13 protein-coding genes are annotated in these 17,259 nt (G+C 72.4%); 3 read left to right on the forward strand and 10 right to left on the reverse strand.

Annotated features, from left to right (window positions below):
• Positions 1 to 23 precede the first annotated feature (23 nt).
• The 10 genes from ABZ564_RS20880 to ABZ564_RS20925 all read right to left on the reverse strand — a co-directional run bounded on the left by ABZ564_RS20880 (position 24) and on the right by ABZ564_RS20925 (position 13,271).
• Positions 24 to 752: an ABC transporter ATP-binding protein gene (locus tag ABZ564_RS20880; RefSeq protein ID WP_360858367.1), complete on the reverse strand. Its 729-nt coding sequence runs from the start codon at positions 750 to 752 to the stop codon at positions 24 to 26.
• Positions 753 to 762: 10 nt separating this feature from the next.
• Positions 763 to 1,587 carry an ATP-binding cassette domain-containing protein gene (locus ABZ564_RS20885; RefSeq protein ID WP_360858370.1) on the reverse strand — a complete coding sequence of 275 codons (825 nt, stop codon included), beginning with the start codon at positions 1,585 to 1,587 and terminating at the stop codon, positions 763 to 765.
• On the reverse strand, positions 1,584 to 3,587 hold the full coding sequence (locus ABZ564_RS20890) for an ABC transporter permease (protein WP_360858373.1): 2,004 nt from the start codon (positions 3,585 to 3,587) through the stop codon (positions 1,584 to 1,586). The genes ABZ564_RS20885 and ABZ564_RS20890 overlap by 4 nt, the downstream gene beginning before the upstream one ends.
• Position 3,588: 1 nt before the next feature.
• Positions 3,589 to 4,797 carry an ABC transporter substrate-binding protein gene (locus tag ABZ564_RS20895; protein ID WP_360858375.1) on the reverse strand — a complete coding sequence of 403 codons (1,209 nt, stop codon included), beginning with the start codon at positions 4,795 to 4,797 and terminating at the stop codon, positions 3,589 to 3,591.
• A 96-nt stretch (positions 4,798 to 4,893) separates the two neighbouring features.
• Entirely contained in the window at positions 4,894 to 5,298 is a 405-nt protein-coding gene (locus tag ABZ564_RS20900; RefSeq protein ID WP_360858378.1) for a roadblock/LC7 domain-containing protein, read from the reverse strand.
• On the reverse strand, positions 5,295 to 7,697 hold the full coding sequence (locus ABZ564_RS20905; protein WP_360858380.1) for a nitrate- and nitrite sensing domain-containing protein: 2,403 nt from the start codon (positions 7,695 to 7,697) through the stop codon (positions 5,295 to 5,297). Before ABZ564_RS20905 ends, ABZ564_RS20900 begins: the two co-directional genes overlap by 4 nt.
• 613 nt (positions 7,698 to 8,310) lie before the next feature.
• Complete coding sequence (locus tag ABZ564_RS20910) at positions 8,311 to 10,686, reverse strand: excinuclease ABC subunit UvrA (protein ID WP_360858383.1); 2,376 nt, start codon at positions 10,684 to 10,686, stop codon at positions 8,311 to 8,313.
• Positions 10,687 to 10,767: 81 nt separating this feature from the next.
• Positions 10,768 to 11,217, reverse strand: a complete 450-nt coding sequence (locus ABZ564_RS20915; RefSeq protein ID WP_360858386.1) for a helix-turn-helix transcriptional regulator — start codon at positions 11,215 to 11,217, stop codon at positions 10,768 to 10,770.
• 66 nt (positions 11,218 to 11,283) lie between these two features.
• A complete protein-coding gene (locus ABZ564_RS20920) occupies positions 11,284 to 12,324 on the reverse strand; it encodes a hypothetical protein (protein WP_360858389.1) in 1,041 nt (346 codons plus the stop codon).
• Positions 12,325 to 12,455: 131 nt separating this feature from the next.
• The gene (locus ABZ564_RS20925; RefSeq protein WP_360858392.1) at positions 12,456 to 13,271 is read right to left on the reverse strand and encodes an SAM-dependent methyltransferase; all 816 of its coding nucleotides are present in this window, start codon (positions 13,269 to 13,271) and stop codon (positions 12,456 to 12,458) included.
• Positions 13,272 to 13,462: 191 nt separating this feature from the next.
• On the opposite strand from ABZ564_RS20925, the gene ABZ564_RS20930 reads away from it, so the two are divergent.
• The 3 genes from ABZ564_RS20930 to ABZ564_RS20940 all read left to right on the forward strand — a co-directional run bounded on the left by ABZ564_RS20930 (position 13,463) and on the right by ABZ564_RS20940 (position 17,089).
• Positions 13,463 to 14,854 (forward strand): lipase family protein, encoded by a 1,392-nt coding sequence (locus ABZ564_RS20930; RefSeq protein WP_360858395.1) that lies wholly within the window; start codon positions 13,463 to 13,465, stop codon positions 14,852 to 14,854.
• A gap of 183 nt (positions 14,855 to 15,037) precedes the next feature.
• Complete coding sequence (locus tag ABZ564_RS20935) at positions 15,038 to 15,679, forward strand: CatB-related O-acetyltransferase (RefSeq protein WP_360858409.1); 642 nt, start codon at positions 15,038 to 15,040, stop codon at positions 15,677 to 15,679.
• 234 nt (positions 15,680 to 15,913) lie between these two features.
• Positions 15,914 to 17,089 carry a macrolide family glycosyltransferase gene (locus ABZ564_RS20940; protein ID WP_360858398.1) on the forward strand — a complete coding sequence of 392 codons (1,176 nt, stop codon included), beginning with the start codon at positions 15,914 to 15,916 and terminating at the stop codon, positions 17,087 to 17,089.
• The last annotated feature ends 170 nt before the right edge of the window (positions 17,090 to 17,259 follow it).

The following is a 17,259-nucleotide window of genomic DNA, read 5'->3' on the forward strand; positions in this document are numbered from 1 at the left end:
GCCGGCGCCCCTCCCCACGTACGTCAGGCGCCCGTCGGCGCGAGTTCGAGCGCGGCGTGCAGCGCCGTGGGGTCCTCGCGCGCCTCGGCCCCGTCCAGCCGCAGCCCCACCCGGCCCGACGTGAGGACCGTCAGCGTGTGCGCGCACCGGGCCGCCGTCACCGGACTCGGCGACACCAGGAGGACGGCGATGCCCTCCTCGGCCAGCGTCGTCACCAGGTCGTGCACCTGCTGGACCAGGGCCGGCGCCAGGCCCTCCGTCGGCTCGTCGAGCAGCAGCACGCTCGGCGAACCGAGCAGCGCGCGGGCCAGGGCCAGCATCTGCTGCTCGCCGCCGGAGAGGTCGGCGCCCCGGTTGTTCCGGCGCTCGCCCAGCCGGGGCAGCAGCTCCAGCACCCGCTCGGGCGTCCACACACTGGGCCGCGAGGTGTCGCCCCGGCGCGGCGGACGGTGCGACAGCCGCAGGTGCTCGGCGACGCTGAGGTTGGCGAAGACCCGGCGGCCCTGCGGGACGAGGCCGATCCCGGCGCGGGCGATCCGGTGCGCGGCCTGCCCCGTGACGTCCCGGCCGGCCAGCCGTACGGCGCCCGCGTCCGGGCGCATCAGACCGGCGACGGTGTGGACGAGCGTCGTCTTGCCGGCGCCGTTGTGGCCGACGACGGCGTGCACCGTGCCGGCGGGCACGGACAGGTCGAGGCCGTGGAGGACCGTGCCGCCGTGGTAGCCCGCGGTCAGGCCCGTGAGTTCGAGCATCGGGGGTCGGTCATCCTCTCGCTTCGGTGGAGCCGGCGACGAGGTCCGGCACCTCGTCGGCCGCCGGACCCGTGTTGTGGTACGCGTCGCGGACCTCGGGGTGGGCGAGCGCCTCCCGGGTCGGCCCGGTGACGAGCACCCGGCCGGCCGCCAGCACGGTGACCGACGTGGCGACCTGGGCGACCACCTCGACGTGGTGCTCCACGAGCACCACCGCCACGCTCGCGGGCAGCGCCCCGAGGATGTCGAGCAGCCGGCCGATGTCGCCGTCGGTCAGTCCGGCCGCCGGCTCGTCCAGGAGCAGCAGGCGCGGATCGCCCGCCAGGGCCGCGGCGAGGTCGAGCATGCGGCGCTGCCCGTGGGAGAGCGTGGAGGCCGGCCGGTGCGCGAGGTCCGCGAGCCCGACGGTCTCCAGGTGGTGCCCGGCCGACTCGGTGTGGAGCCGGTAGCGGGACGGACTGCGCCAGGCCCCCCTGCGCTTGGGGTGGTGCGCCCAGCCGGCCAGCACGATGTTGTCCAGCACCGTCAGTTCGGCGATGACGGACGGCTGCTGGAAGCTGCGGGCGATGCCCAGCCGGCTGCGCTTCGCGGTGGACGCGCGGGTGACGTCCGTACCGTTCAGGGCGATCGTGCCGTGATCGGGCCGGTCGGTGCCGGCGATGAGGTTGAGCAGGGTCGTCTTGCCGGCGCCGTTGGGGCCGATCACGGCGTGCCGGGCGCCCGCGGGCAGTCGCAGGCCGACCCCGTCGACGGCGGTCAGGCTGCCGTACCTGCGGGTGACGCGGTCGAGGTCCAGCACGGGGACCGGCTGCGCGGCGTTCGGTGCGGGCGTCATGGGGAGACCTTCCCGGCGGGGGAGACGGTGGGCGGGGCCAGGGCCGGAGCGGGACGGCCGACGGCGGTGCGCAGACCGGCCAGCCCGCGCGGCAGCAGGTATACGGCGGCGATGAACAGAGCCCCGAGCAGCAGCGGTCCGTGGCCGGGCCAGGAGCCGGCGACCCAGTCCCGGGTGAACACGATCAGCCCGGCGCCCAGCAGTGCGCCGATGACCGACGTCGTACCGCCGATGACGACCGCCAGCAGGGCGAACGCGGCGATCTCGAAGCCGACGTCGGCGGGCGAGAGGTACTGCTGGACGGTGACCATCAGCGAGCCGCCGACCCCGGCCAGCGCACCGGCGCAGATGTGGGCCACCAGCAGATAGCGCCCCACGGGGTGGCCGGACGCGCGCATCCGCGCCTCGGCTCCGCGGGTGCCGGTCAGCAGCTTGCCGGCCGGGGAGCGCAGCACCAGCAGGGTGAGGGCGACGGCGATCACGGCGACGACGGCCGCGTAGACGTACAGCTCGCGCTCCTCGGTCATGCCCTCGCCGCCCCACAGCGCCTGGGTGGCCGGGAAGCCGACCAGGCCGTCGGCGCCGCCGGTGACGGACTTGAGCTGGTTGATCACCGCGCTTGTCAGCTCGCCGACCGCGAGCGTGATCATCAGCACCGTGGTGCCCCGGGCCCGGATCACCGCCGGCCCGGTCACCGCCGAGAACACCGCGGCGGCGAGCGCCGACAGGACGATCTGGACCGGGCCCACGGTCCACCCGGCGTCGGCCAGGTTGGCGGTGGCGTACGCGCCGACGGCGAACGGGGCGGTCTGGCCGAGCGTGGGCAGACCGGCGTACCCGGTCAGCACGGTGACACTGACCGCGAGCAGACCGAGCGCCAGGGCGGAGCCGGCCAGCGAGACGCTGTACGAGTCCAGCATCCCCGGCAGCGCGAACAGGACGGCGAGCAGCACCAGCAGCGGGGCGGCCTGCCGCCACCCGGCTCCGCGCAGCCACGCGCCGAGCCGCCCGGCGGCCGCCGGATCGGCCTGCGGGCCCGGTGCGGGCGCCGTCGCGCGCGGCCGGCTCTCCCACCGGGCGGCGAGGAGCCGCCGCAGCCGGGAGACCGGGTCGGAGGAGGGGCCCCGCTCCTCGTGCGCCGCGGGCTCCGCGAAGCGGGAGCGGAACACCAGCACCGCCGCCATCGCCGCGAACAGCAGGTACGGTGCCAGGTCCGGCAGCACCGAGACGCCCAGGGTCTGGACCTCGCCCACGGCGACCGCCGCGGCGAACGTCGCCCACAGCGAGCGCAGCCCGCCGAGGACGACCACCACGAGGGACAGCATCAGCACGTTCTCGGACGTACCGGGTCCGGGACCGATGATCGGCGCCCCGAGGACGCCCGCCGCACCGGCCAGCGCGCCCGCCGCCGCGAGCACACCGGTGTGCACGGCCCGGGGGTTGTGGCCGGTGGCGGCGAGCATCTGGGGATCGTCCGCCGACGCGCGTACCGCCGCACCCACCCGGGTCCGGGTCAGCACCCACGTGCCGAAGGCCGCCAGGACGACGGCCATGGCGATGAAGCAGAGCCGGTAGGCGGGGTAGCGGTGGCCCAGCAGGTGGACCGAGGAGTCGAGCGCGCCGGGGACGCGCACCGGCAGCTCGTCCGCCCCGAAGAACTGGATGAGCAGATCACCGCCGGCCAGGGCGATCCCGAACGTCAGCAGGGCCTGAGCGAGATGCCCACGCCGGGCGAGCGGAACCGTGGCGGCGGAGAGCCCCGCCCCGGCGAGGGCCGCGGCCGCCGTTCCGGCCGCGAGCCCGAGGGCGAGGCCGCCCCAGGTCCCGTCGCTCAGCTCGGCGCCGGTGTAGGCGCCGATCGCGTACAGCATGCCGTGCGAGAGGTTCAGTACGCCGGCCGTGCCGAACGCGAGACTCAGGCCGGCGGCGACCACGAACAGCAGCAGCCCGTAGGCCACGCCGTCCACCGCCGGCACGAGGTGGGCATCGAGAAGCTCCATGTCAGCCGCCGAGCGTCGCCAGGTCCTGGACCATGACGTTGGACAGCTGGTTGCCGTCCGGACGCACCTGGCGCAGGTACCACGTCTGCACCGGGGCGTGCGCCTTCTCGCTGAACTCCCAGGCGCCGCGCGGGCTGTCGATCTGCCCCAGGCCGGCGATGGCCTTGTTGATGGTCTCCGACGTCACGTCACCCTTCTTCGCGGCGTCCGCGATCGCCTTGTCGAGCACGGCGGCGGCGTCGTAGGACGACATCGCGTAGGTGGTCGGCTGGGTGTCGTGCTCGGCGGTCCAGTCGGCGGCGAACTTGCGGTTGGCCGCGTTGTCGAGGTCCGGCGCGTAGTTCAGGACGGAGTAGATGTCCTTGGCGGCCGGGCCCTCGGCCTGGAGCACGCTGCCCTCGGTGACGAAGGCCGTGTACAGCGGCAGGTCGGCGATGTCGGACTGCGCGTACTGCTTGGCGAAGTCGATCGCGGCCTTGCCGGCGTAGAAGCAGTAGACCGCCTTGGCGTCGGTCTTGGCGATCTCCGCGAAGTACGGCATGAAGTTGGTCGTCTTCGGGAACGGCGTCCACTTGGTCTTGCCGTCGGGGTTGGCCAGCTTGCCGCCGACGCGCTTGAACTCGTCGGTGAAGCCGCGCAGTTCGTCGTAACCGCCCTGGTAGTCCGGTCCGATCGCGTAGACCGGGCCGTTCACCTTCTCCTTGACGTACGGGGCGATGGCCTTGCCCGGCTCGTCGGACATGAAGCTCGTCGTCCACACGTACTCGGGGTCCTTGACCTCGGGCCGGGCGTTGGAGCCGAGGAACGGGATCTTGGCCTGGGCGACCAGCGGCAGCACCGCGTTGACCGAGCCACCGCTGACGAGGCCGGTCAGCACGTCGACCTTGTCCTTCTTGACCAGCTTGGTGGCCGCCGGCACCGCGGTCGGCGGGCCGTCGCCCTCGTCGGCCGTGATGAGCTCGACCTTGCGCCCGCCCAGCTTCTGGTCGTGCGTCTTCAGGTACAGCTCGAAGCCGTCCCGCAGCTCGGTGCCGACCGGCTTGTAGGTGCCGGACAGCGAGGCGACCAGGCCGACCTTGATGGTCTCGTCGCCGGAGCCGCTGTCGCTGCTGCAGCCGGTGACGGCGGCCAGACCGAGGGCGAGGGCGGCGGCGCCGGCCGGCCGGACGAATCCGCGGTGGCGCGTGCGGCGGGATATGTCGAAGAACATGAGGGCTCTCATCGGGGAGTGGTTGGACAACGGTGCGACCCGACCGCGGAGTGGTCTCCGCGGACGGGTCGCCGCAGCCGTGGGGGAACGGCCGGGTCAGTACGTGGGGGAGGCGTGCGGGGTACGGATCTGGGGGGACAGCGAGTCACCGACCTGGTTGATCAGCTCGGACATCATGTAGCTGACCTCGCCGATGTCCGCGTCCCTGGTGGTGGTCACCAGGAGGGAGGCGCCGCTGGAGACGGCCATGGAGAACATGTAGCCGCCCTCCATGGCGGTCAGGCTGTGCTCCACCGGGTCCGTGTCGGTCAACTGGGCTGCCGCGGAAAGCAGGTTGACGACACCGGAGGCGATGGCGGCCAGCCGGTCGGCGTCGTCGCGCTCCACGCCGGTGTACGCGAGCGCGAGTCCGTCCACGGACACGGCTATCGCCTGGGTGACTTCCGGGATGCGGCCGGCGAAGTCGCTCAGGATCCAGCTCAGGTCGGTGGGTGAGGTCATTTCTTGGTCCGTTCGGTGTCGTCGTTGGTGGCGGGACGCCCACGGGGGTTCGTGCTCCGGCTGATGCCCTGCGTGTAGGCCGCGAGGACATCGGAGACCTGCCGGGAGTCCCGACGGCGGGGGGTCGGCCGCGGCGCACCGGCGCCGGACCGCTGCTCGGTGCCGCCCCGCTTGCCCACGGGAGGCCACTGCTGGGGCGTGTTGCGCTGCCGGACCGGCAGGCCGGAGGCGCTGACCCCGGCGATGCGCGAGGCGGGCTCGTCGTGCACGGGGTGCGGAGCGGGCGTGCCGCCCTGCTCGCGCGCGTCGGTTCCGCCCGTACGCGCCGGGCCCTCGTGCTCCTCGCGCCCGCCCGCGTCCGCCGCGCCGCCCGGGCGGGCTCCGACGCCCGCTCCGATCGGCCGGCCCGCCCGTCCGCGTACGTCGCGCGGCTTGCGGCCGCCGACCGGACGGGGCTTCTCGTAGCCGACCTCGCCGCCCCGGTCGCCGCCCGGCACCGGGGCGGGTTCCTCGGACACCTCGGCCAGTACGTCCTTGGGAAGGGTGACCTCGGCGATGGTGCCGGGGCCCGAGGAGTCGCGGAGCTCGATGACGATGCCGTGCCGCGCGGCGAGCCGCGCCACCACGTGCAGACCCATGGACCGTACGTCCCCGATACCCGTCTTGGGCTCGCGGAGCGCGGCGTTGAGTACGGCGCGGCGGTCCGCCGAGATGCCCACGCCCTCGTCGACGATCTGGACGACGGCCCGGTCCCACAGCCGCCAGACGGCGACCCCGACCTGGGCGTCGGGCGGCGAGAAGCGCGTGGCGTTGTCGAGCAGTTCCGCCAGGATGTGCGCGACGTCGTGCACGGCGCGGGCGGCGATGCCGATGCCGGCCTCGATGGTGCCGAGGGACACCCGGTCGAAGCGCTCGATCTGCTGGGCCGCCGCCACGATGACGGTGGAGCATCCGATGTCGGCCGAGCGCACCCGGGCGTTGCCGTAACCGCCCAGCACCAGAAGGTTGTTGGTGTTGCGCTCCATGCGGATGGCGAGGTGGTCGAGGGCGAAGAGCGTCTTCATGCGCTCCGGGTCGGCCTCGTCGCGCTGCACGGTGTCCAGTTCGGACACCATGACGCTGGTGAGCTGGGCGCCGCGGCGGGCGACCCGGACCAGGGTCTCGGCGAACTGCTCGTGCACCCGGGCCTGTTCGGCGGCGAGGCGCACGGCCTCGTGGTGGACGGCGTTGAACGCCTCACCGACCTCGCCGATCTCGTCGCCGCCCGTGGTCTCGACCGGGTTGCCGGTGCGTTCCGCGACCTGCTCGGGCGTGGACCCGCTCAGCGCGCCGGGCTGGGACAGCTCGCTCATGACGGCGGGCAGCCGGGTGTGGGCGACCTCGTGCGCGGCGTTGCGCAGGTCGCGCAGCCGGCGGATCATGACCCGGCCGAGGCGGACGGCGACCAGGACGACGCCCACCAGGGTCAGCAGTACCAGGGCGACCTCGCCGCCGGCGGTCCACAGCAGCCTGGTGCGCTCCTCGTCGACCGTCGCGGCGACGGACTCGTCGATCCGCTCCTCCACCTGGTGCAGCAGCGTCTGCCGGTCCTCGGAGGCCTTCCGCCACTCCTCGGGCGTGACGTCGAGGGTCTTGCTGGGGTCGGCGCGGCCGATCCTGTCCTCGAGCTTCCGGGACTGCAGGGCCTTCGGGCCGGAGAGGGTGCGTTCCAGCCAGGTCCGCCACTCGTTGGGACCGAGGCCGAACATCACCCCGGTCGACTCCGTGTAGCCGAGCCGGCTGGCGTCGAAGGTGCGCTGGGACGCGACGGTGAAACCGCCGGCGGCCTGCGCCCTCATGACGGTGACCTGCTCCTGAGCGGTGTGCTCGGTGGCCTCGGACAGGGCGGCGGCCGCGCGGATCCGGTCGGCGATGTCGGCGTCGACACCGTCGGCCTGCGCGATGCCGTCGCGGTAGCCGTTGAGGTCCGCGATCACGATGCGGTAGCCGAAGGCGAGCGCCGAGATGGTGGTGCTGCCGGAGCGCACCTGTGCCCGCAGGGCGGGGAGTTCGTCGATGAAGCGGTCGATGCGGTCCAGGGCCTCCTGGGCACTTCCGGGCACCTCGGAGAGCCGGCCGATGCGGCTGTTGAAGGTGGCGATGCTCTTGTCGGTCGCGTCGGAGCTCTTCTGGAAGGCCGCCGAGTCCCCCTGGTGGGAGACCAGTGCGGTGGCTGCCGCCCGCTCGCGCTGCAACTGATGAGTCAGATCGGCTGCGCCGGCGGCGACGCCGACCATGTCGGCCAGCCGGTTCGCCTGCAGTGCCTGGTTGGTCGCGGGGGCGAGGGCCAGGGCCGAGAAGGCGACCGCGACGGTGAGGGGAGCGGTGACCAGCAGGACGAGGCGACGATTGATTTTCACTGCGCGGCTCCATCGCCGGAACCGGTGCTGAGTATCGGTGACACGCAGATACCTGTTAACGGATTGTGGGGTGTCGGTAGGGACGCTCGTACATCGTGTGCACAGTTACGGATGGGACAGGATGGGCAGGCGGGGCTCAGGTTGCGCGGCTTGATCCTATGCCTAGTGCACAACCCCGGATGCGTACAGCATCGAAAGTTTGCGTTCATTTAGACATGTCGAAGCGATCGGATCCGGTCGGGAGTTGCTGTGGAGCGCCTGCGCATCCCTTTTTTCACACGGCCCGTCAAGCTCCCCGAGCAGCGCGAAGTTGAGGAAAGGGCGAGTCCGATTAGCGAAGGCGACGGTCCGCATCGATGCCCCGGGCGCCCGGAGCCCGCACATCACCACAGGTGGGCGTCCTGGTGGGCCGGGCGCCTTCAAGGGAACCGTCGTGAAAGGTTGGTGGCGATCCGGAACGGTTCGTCACCCTGTACGCACGGGCTCACCCCGGTGCGAACAGGACATCCTGAGAAGGGGCATGGGCGCTGCGGCCCGTCGCCTTGACCTGAACGGGCGTTTCATGCGCCCCGCCGCCCACGCGGACCGCGGGGGCGGCGGGGCAACTCCTCGTTCAGGCGCCCACGTACTGCGCGAGGTGCTCGCCCGTGAGGGTGGAGCGGGCGGCGACGAGGTCGGCGGGCGTGCCCTCGAAGACGACCGTGCCGCCGTCGTGACCGGCGCCGGGGCCCAGGTCGATGATCCAGTCCGCATGCGCCATCACGGCCTGGTGGTGCTCGATGACGACGACCGAGCGGCCGGAGTCCACCAGCCGGTCGAGCAGCCCGAGGAGCTGTTCCACGTCCGCGAGGTGGAGGCCGGTGGTCGGCTCGTCGAGCACGTACACCCCGCCCTTCTCGCCCATGTGCGTGGCGAGCTTCAGCCGCTGCCGCTCGCCGCCGGAGAGCGTGGTGAGCGGCTGGCCGAGGCCGAGGTAGCCGAGCCCGACGTCCACGAGCCGTTCGAGGACGCGGTGCGCGGCCGGGGTACGCGCCTCACCGGAGCCGAAGAACTCCTCCGCCTCGGCGACCGGCATCGCGAGCACCTCGCTGATGTCCCGGCCGCCGAGCCGGTATTCGAGCACCGAGGCCTGGAACCGCTTGCCCTCGCACTCCTCGCAGACCGTGGCGACGCCCGCCATCATCGCGAGGTCGGTGAAGACCACGCCCGCGCCGTTGCAGGTGGGGCACGCCCCTTCGGAGTTGGCGCTGAACAGGGCCGGCTTCACGCCGTTGGCCTTGGCGAACGCCTTGCGGACCGGGTCGAGCAGCCCGGTGTACGTGGCCGGGTTGCTCCGCCGCGAACCGCGGATCGCGCCCTGATCGACCGTCACCACGCCGTCCCGCCCGGCCACCGACCCGTGGATCAGCGAACTCTTCCCGGAACCCGCCACACCCGTGACGACGGTCAGCACCCCGAGCGGGACGTCCACGTCGACCCCGCGCAGGTTGTTCGCCGTCGCGCCCCGCACCTCCAGGACACCGGTGGGCCTGCGGGTGGACTCCTTGAGCGTGGAGCGGTCGTCGAAGTGGCGGCCGGTGACGGTGTCCGAGGCGCGCAGCCCGTCGACGGTGCCCTCGAAGCAGACGGTGCCGCCCGCCGTACCGGCTCCCGGGCCGAGGTCCACGACATGGTCGGCGATCGCGATCGTCTCCGGCTTGTGCTCCACCACCAGGACCGTGTTGCCCTTGTCGCGCAGGCGCAGCAGCAGGTTGTTCATCCGCTGGATGTCGTGCGGGTGCAGCCCGGCGGTGGGCTCGTCGAAGACGTACGTGGTGTCGGTCAGCGAGGAGCCGAGGTGGCGGATCATCTTGACGCGCTGCGCCTCACCCCCGGACAGCGTCCCGGCGGGGCGGTCGAGCGCGAGGTAGCCGAGGCCGATCTCCACGAACGAGTCGAGGGTCTGCCGGAGCGCGGCGAGCAGCGGCGCGACCGACGGTTCGTCCAGGCCGGCGATCCAGGCCGCCAGGTCGCTGGTCTGCATCGCGCAGGCGTCCGCGATGCTGATGCCCGCGATCCTGGACGACCTGGCGCCCTCGCTGAGCCGGGTGCCCTCGCAGGCGGGACAGGTGGTGAAGGTGACCGCGCGCTCCACGAACGCCCGGACGTGCGGCTGGAGCGCATCCTTGTCCTTGGACAGGAAGGACTTCTGGATCTTGGGGATCAGCCCCTCGTACGTGAGGTTGACGCCCTCCACCTTGACCTTGGTCGGCTCCCGGTAGAGGAAGTCCCGCATCTCCTTCTCGGTGAACTTCGCGATCGGCTTGTCCGGGTCGAGCAGTCCGGACTCGGCGTAGACCCGGACGGTCCAGAAGCTGTCGGACTTCCAGCCGGGGATCGTGAACGCGCCTTCGGCGAGGGACTTGGAGTCGTCGTAGAGCTGGGTGAGGTCGATGTCGGAGACGGTGCCCCGGCCCTCGCACTCGGTGCACATGCCGCCGGTCCGGTTGAAGGTCGCCTTCACCGTCTTCTTGTTGCCGCGTTCGACGGTGATCGCACCGCTGGCCTTCACCGAGGCGGTGTTGAAGGAGTACGCGCTGGGCGGGCCGATGTGCGGGGAGCCGAGACGGCTGAAGAGGATGCGCAGCATGGCGTTGGCGTCGGTGGCGGTGCCCACGGTGGAGCGGGTGTCGCCGCCCATCCGCTGCTGGTCGACGATGATCGCGGTGGTCAGCCCTTCGAGGACGTCCACCTCGGGCCGGGCCAGGGCGGGCATGAACCCCTGCACGAAGGCGCTGTACGTCTCGTTGATCAGCCGCTGCGACTCGGCGGCGATGGTGTTGAACACCAGAGAGCTCTTGCCGGACCCCGAGACGCCCGTGAACACCGTCAGCCGGCGCTTCGGGATCTCGATGCTGACGTCCTTCAGATTGTTCACGCGTGCCCCGTGCACACGGATCAGATCGTGGCTGTCGGCGATGTGCGGCTGCGTGACTATGGCCTTGCTCATGCGTCTCCCTGGATAGGCGGGACCGCCGCGCGGCCCCGTCGTCGCCGCCCGGCTCCACCGGCGGCCTCCCCGGTCACGGTCTCACGCCGACGGCGTCCCCGGCAGCGGTGTTTCCCGATTCCTGACCGGCCGGGTCGTCTGCTTGGCGACGCACGACGGCATCCCCGCGGTCGCCTGCGCCGCCTCCTTCCGGTAGACGCTCGGCGGCATCCCGACCAGCTCCGTGAAGCGCGTACTGAACGTGCCGAGCGAGGAGCAGCCGACCGCGAAGCACACCTCGGTCACGCTCATGTCCCCCCGGCGCAGCAGCGTCATCGCGCGCTCGATGCGCCGGGTCATCAGATAGCCGTACGGGGACTCCCCGTACGCCCGCCGGAACTCGCGGCTCAGATGGCCCGCCGACATGTGCGCCCCGCGCGCCAGGGCCTCGACGTTCAGGGGCTGGGCGTACTCGCGGTCGATCCGGTCCCGGACCCGGCGCAGCCGGGCGAGGTCGCGCAGGTGCTGCGCCGCGTCGGGTTTGCTCGTCACGGCCGAAAGCGTACGACTCCGGGGAGCCGCCCGGGAATCCACGGGAGGCTCCGCGGGCGGCCGGGCTCAGGAACGGGTGGCCGTGCCGCACTCCGCGGCGTCCCGGTCCCGCATGCGCTCGTCCATCGACGTGCTCCGCTCGTACGGGTCGACCCGCGTGCCGTCGTCCGAGGGCCCCCGCTCCTTCTCGAACTCGGGGACGAAGTAGCCGGTGGTGTTGTCGCAGCCGCCGTTGGCGGAGTCCACCCGGTAGGACCTCAGCGAGAAGGTCCCCGGCTCGATGATCACCTCGTCCGGGTCGTCCCAGCTCATCACGATCTCCCGGCGGGCGATGGTACGGGCGACCTCGTCGCTGTCCCCCGCCGCCCGCACGAGGGGGTAGACGAAGGTGACGTCGGCGGTCACCTCGACCGCGCCGCGCTCGCCCTCCCGGTACGTGATCTCACCGCGCGTCCTGATCACGTCGCCGGCCAGACGCGCGTACGACGGGTCGAAGCGGCTGAAGAGCAGCAGCGGGTCGTTCTTCCGGGTCGGGGTGTCGAAGGCGCTCGCCAGGTACCGCTTGACGTCGGCCTGTTCCGGATTGAGGGCCGCGATCGCCTTCACCGGCCGTTCCCCGCGCAGCACTGCCGGGTCCAGGCTGGAGTCGACGAGGAAGGCCAGGCTGCTGTCGAGCGCCTCGGCCACCTGCTTCTCGCTCATCCAGCCGGTCGCCCGCGCCGAGGGCATCGTGATCCCGGCCGTGCCGGCGGCCCAGTGCTCCGCCGGCGACCCCTTGAACGGGTCGTCCGGCGTCGGCTGCCCGGACGCCGCGGACCCGCCCCCGCCGTCGAAGCCGAGCCGGCCGGCCAGCCGGCCCGGGCCCAGCGTCACGACGAACAGCACGACGACGGCCAGCAGGCCCACCACGTACCAGACTCCGCCGCGTCGCCGGGGCGGCTGACGGGTGCGCCGGCCCAGGGGCGGACCGGGCTCCTCACGCAGCCGCTGGGCCACCATCCGGGCCCGGGCGGACGGCTCCTCGGGGGCGCCGGAGGTCCCGGCCTCGGCCTCCCGCAGGAAGCGCTCCCACTCCTCGTCCGGTATGGCCGACCCGCCCTTGTCCATGCCGCGCTCCCGTCCCTCCCCGGCCCGCCGGCCGACCCGTTTTCCGTGCATCATCACACAGCCCGGTGACACCCGACGCGGACGGCTGCCGCGCCAAGTGCCCACCGGGCTGGGGTGGATGGGCCGGCGCGTTACGGCTTGCGGCCGACCGCCACATACCCCGGGGTGACGACGTCGCCGGTGCCGGGGACCGGCTCCCCGAGCTCGGGGTGCCAGGCCTCGGCGGCGACGATGCCGGGCTCCACGATCTCCAGGCCGTCGAAGAACGCGGCGAACTGGGCGCGGCTGCGCGGCGCGAGCGTCAGGGTGTTGGCCTTGTACATCTCGTCCACCTGGCGCGCCTCCTCCGGGTGGAAGTCGGCGGTGATCTGCGAGATCACCATGTAGCTGCCGGGGGCGAGGACGTCGGTCAGCCGGCTCACCAGCTCGTAGGCGCCGTCCTCGTCGCTCACGAAGTGGAGCAGCGCGATCATCGACAGGGCCACCGGGGCGCTGAAGTCCAGTGTCTTGCCCGCGTGTTCGAGGATCGTCTCGACGTTCCTCGCGTCGGCCTGCACGTAGTCGATGACGCCCTCGGGCGTGCCCTTGAGCAGCGCCTCGGCATGGGCCAGCACGATGGGGTCGTTGTCGCAGTAGACGACCCGGGTGGTGGGCTCGGCCTCCTGGGCCACCTGGTGCAGGTTGGGCTCGGTGGGTATCCCGGTGCCGATGTCGAGGAACTGGCGGACGCCCTGGGCGGACAGCCAGCGGGTGGCGCGGTGCATGAAGGCGCGGTTGATCTTCGCCATCACCGGCACGTTCGGTTCGACGGCCAGCATCTGGCGGCCCATGGCCTCGTCGACCGGGTAGTTGTCCTTGCCGCCCAGGAACCAGTCGTACATCCGCGCGGGATGTGGCCTGCTGGTGTCGATGAGCGGGGCGGTGAGGTCGTTCTCCGGGCGGGACATGGTCAACTCCAGGGTGCGGGAGGCTGCGGATGATCAGCTTGCGCCCACCATAGGCAACTTGACTGCCGAAGAGGGCGAGTTCGACCACCGATGATAGTTACCAACGCGTAACTTACTGGCGGGTTACCGCTGGTAAGTCCCGCTGCTAGCTTGCGCTCACCCGCCATTCGAAGCAGAGCGAGGAGTGAGCTGTGAGCCGCAAGGACAGCCGTTCGCGTTCCACCTTCTCCACATCCCCCACCCGCCGCCCACGCGCCGGATCCCTTCGCGCCGCGGCCGTCGCCGTCACCGCGGCGGCCTGCGTGGCCGCCCACGCCGCGCCCGCGTCCGCCGCGGACGGCACCGAACCCGTCGTCTCCCGGGGCGTGACCATCCCCGCCTTCTACACCCCGCCCGCCCAACTGCCCGCCGCCGACGGGGCGCTGGTCCGGCACGAGCCCCTGCCGCTCGCCCTGGCCCTGCCGGGCCTGGACGGCCGCCCGATGCCGGGCACGGCGACCCGCCTCATGTACCGGACGACCGACTCCAACGGACAGCCGGCCGCGGTGACCGGCGCCTACATCGAACCGTCGGCCTCCTGGCGGGGCGGCGGCGCCCGCCCGCTGGTCGCGGTGGCCTCCGGCACCATGGGCCAGGGCGACCAGTGCGCCCCCTCGCTGGCCCTCCAGCACCCGCTGACCCTCACCGACGAGACCGTGTCGATCGGCTACGAGACCCTCTCCGTCTACCGGCTGCTGTCCGCCGGTGTCGCCGTCGTCGTCACCGACTACGTCGGCCTCGGCACCACCGACCGGCTCCACACCTACGTCAACCGGATCGACGAGGGCCACGCGCTGCTCGACGCGGTCCGCGCCGCGCACCAACTGCCCGCCACCTCGCTCACGCCCGAGTCCCGCACCGGCCTGTACGGCTACAGCCAGGGCGGCGGGGCCAGTGCCTCCGCCGCCGAGCTCCAGCCCTCGTACGCCCCCGAGATCCAGCTGGCCGGCACCTACGCCGGGGCGCCGCCCGCCGACCTGACCGCGACCATGAAGGGCATCGACGGCAGCGCCCTGGCCGGCGCCCTGGCCTGGTCCATCAACGGCTTCGCCCAGGCCGACGCGGACCTGCGGGACGTCGTGGAGGCCAACATCAACGACGCCGGACGGGCCGCGCTGAAGGACGCCTCGACCATGTGCGTCGGCGACGCGATCCTCGGCCACGGCTTCGCGAAGAGCACCAAGTGGACCACCACCGGCAAGTCGCTCGGTGAGATCCTCGCCGCCGAGCCCAAGGCGCAGGCCGCGCTCGACAGGCAGCGCATCGGCAACCTCAAGCCGTCCGGACCGGTGCGCGTGGCGACCGGCACCCAGGACGACATCGTGCCGCACGCCCAGGCGCGTCAGCTCGCCGTCGACTGGTGCCGCAAGGGCGCCGACGTCACCTACGACGCCGTCGTCCTCCCCGACCTCGGCGACAAGATCCTCACCAACCACATGGTCCCGCTCATCACCGACCAGGGCGACGCCATCTCCTGGATGACCGACCGCCTCGCCGGCAAGCGGGCCACCTCCAACTGCTGGTCGATGCCGATCCAGCCCTGACCCGGCCGTTCCGCGCCCGCCCGGGCCCCACCGGAGCGGGCGCGGGCCGCACACACCCCGGCCCCGCCGCCCCCGCCCACGCCTCGGGCGGCGTTGTCGGTAAACCGCTCTCGCGGAGGCCACGGCGAGGCGCGATCATGGTCGGCGACCCGACCGGCGACCGTGAGGAACCGCTCCATGCCCCTGCCCGTACCCGCCGACCCGACCGTGCTCCATCCGATGCCCGGCCAGCCGAGGGTGGTGCAGCTCAAGCCACTGGTGACCTCGCCGCTGATCGAGGTGGGGGAGTACTCGTACTACGACGACCCGGACGACGCCACCGCGTTCGAGACGCGCAACGTGCTCCACCACTACGGCCCGGAGAAGCTGGTCATCGGCAAGTTCTGCGCGCTCGGCACGGGCGTGCGCTTCCTGATGAACGGCGCCAACCACCGCATGGACGGCCCCTCGACCTTCCCCTTCCCGACCCTGGGCGGCTCCTGGGCCGACCACTTCGACCTCCTCGCGGGCCTGCCGAACCGCGGGGACACCGTCGTCGGCAACGACGTCTGGTTCGGCCACGGGACGACCGTGCTGCCCGGCGTACGGATCGGCCACGGCGCGATCATCGGCAGCGGCTCCGTGGTCACCAAGGACGTGCCGGACTACGGCATCGTCGGCGGCAACCCGGCCCGGCTCCTGCGTACCCGCTACGCGGACCAGGACGTCGCCCGCCTCCTGGCCCTGGCCTGGTGGGACTGGCCGGCCGCACACATCACCGCCCACATCCGGACCCTCATGGCCGGGACGGTCGACGACCTCGAAGCCGCCGCCCCCGGCGCCTGACCGCCTGCGCACGGTCCGCCGCCACGGAAACCCGCATGCGCGCGGACCGGGCGGCGGTTAGGGTCGCGGTATGAACATCGTCCAGCTCTACGGCTGACGCGGACGGGGGCACGCCCCCGGTCCCGTCCGGCACACCGCACGCGCGCCCACCGCCCGGCCTTCCTTCGCCCGGGGTGGCGACGCGCCGGTCCGCCGTACCCACTTCCGCCGCAGAACTGAAACGAGTGATTCCCCATGTCACGTCGCCGTGCCCATATCGCCATGGTCGGCATCCCCGCCGTGAGCCACGTCCTGCCGAGCATCGAGGTCATCCGCGAACTGGTGGCCCGCGGCCATCGCGTCACCTACGCCAACGACCCCGTGATGGCCGAGCGCATCGAGGCCACCGGCGCCACCTTCGTCCCGTACACCTCCGTGCTCCCGGTCGGCGACAACAACTGGCCGGACGACCCGATCGCCGCCATGGGCCTCTTCCTGGACGACGCCATGCAGGCCCTGCCGCAGCTGCGCGCCGTCTACGACGAGGACCCGGCGGACCTGTACCTGTACGACATCGGCGCGTACCCGGCGCGTGTGCTGGCCGAGTCGCAGAACCGCCGCCTGATGCAGCTCTCCCCGACCTTCGTCGGCTGGCGGAGCTACGCGCGGGACGTGGCGGCCCAGCTGTGGGCGTTGCCGGGGGCCGACGCGTACCGGGCGAAGTTCACCGCGTGGCTGGCCGGGTGCGGCGCGACCACGCCGGACATGGACGCGTTCGTCGGGCGCCCCGACCACACCCTGGCGCTGATTCCCCGGGCGATGCAGCCGCACGCGGACGACGTGGACATGGACACCGTCACGTTCGTCGGGCCCTGCTTCGCCGGGCGCGGCGACGAGCAGCCCTGGACCCGGCCCGCCGGGGCGGAGAAGGTGCTGCTGATCTCGCTGGGATCGGCGTACACCAACCGCCCGGAGTTCTACCGCAATTGCCTGGCGGCCTACGGTGACCTGCCCGGCTGGCACGTCGTGCTCCAGATCGGCAAGCAGACGGACCTCGCGGAGCTGGGCACCGTACCCGGGAACGTCGAGGTGCACCGGTGGGTGCCGCAGCTGGCCATCCTGCAGCAGGCGGACGCCTTCATCACCCACGCCGGCATGGGCGGCAGCTCCGAGGGGCTGTACAGCGGGGTGCCGATGATCGCCGTTCCTCAGGGCGTCGACCAGTTCATGAACGCGGACAAGCTCGTCGAACTGGGGGTCGCCCGCCGCGTCGACACCGACGACGCCACCCCCGAGGTCCTGCGGGACGCGCTCACCGCCCTCGTCACCGACCCCGGGGTGGCCCGGCGTTCGGCGCGGCTGCGCGACGACGCCCGGGCCGAGGGCGGCACCCCGCGGGCGGCCGACCTGGTGGAGGAACTCCTCGGCTGAAACGAGGCCCGGCCGGGGCGGTGAGCGGGTTCTCCGCGCTCACCGCCCCCGCCGGGCAACGTGGTTGACGAGGTGTCAGCCCTTGCGGGTGTTGATCTCCTCGGTGAGCTGGGGGACGACGTCGAAGAGGTCGCCGACGACGCCGTAGTCGACGAGGTCGAAGATCGGGG

Source organism: Streptomyces sp. NPDC019224, from assembly GCF_040632605.1.
Classification (GTDB): domain Bacteria; phylum Actinomycetota; class Actinomycetes; order Streptomycetales; family Streptomycetaceae; genus Streptomyces.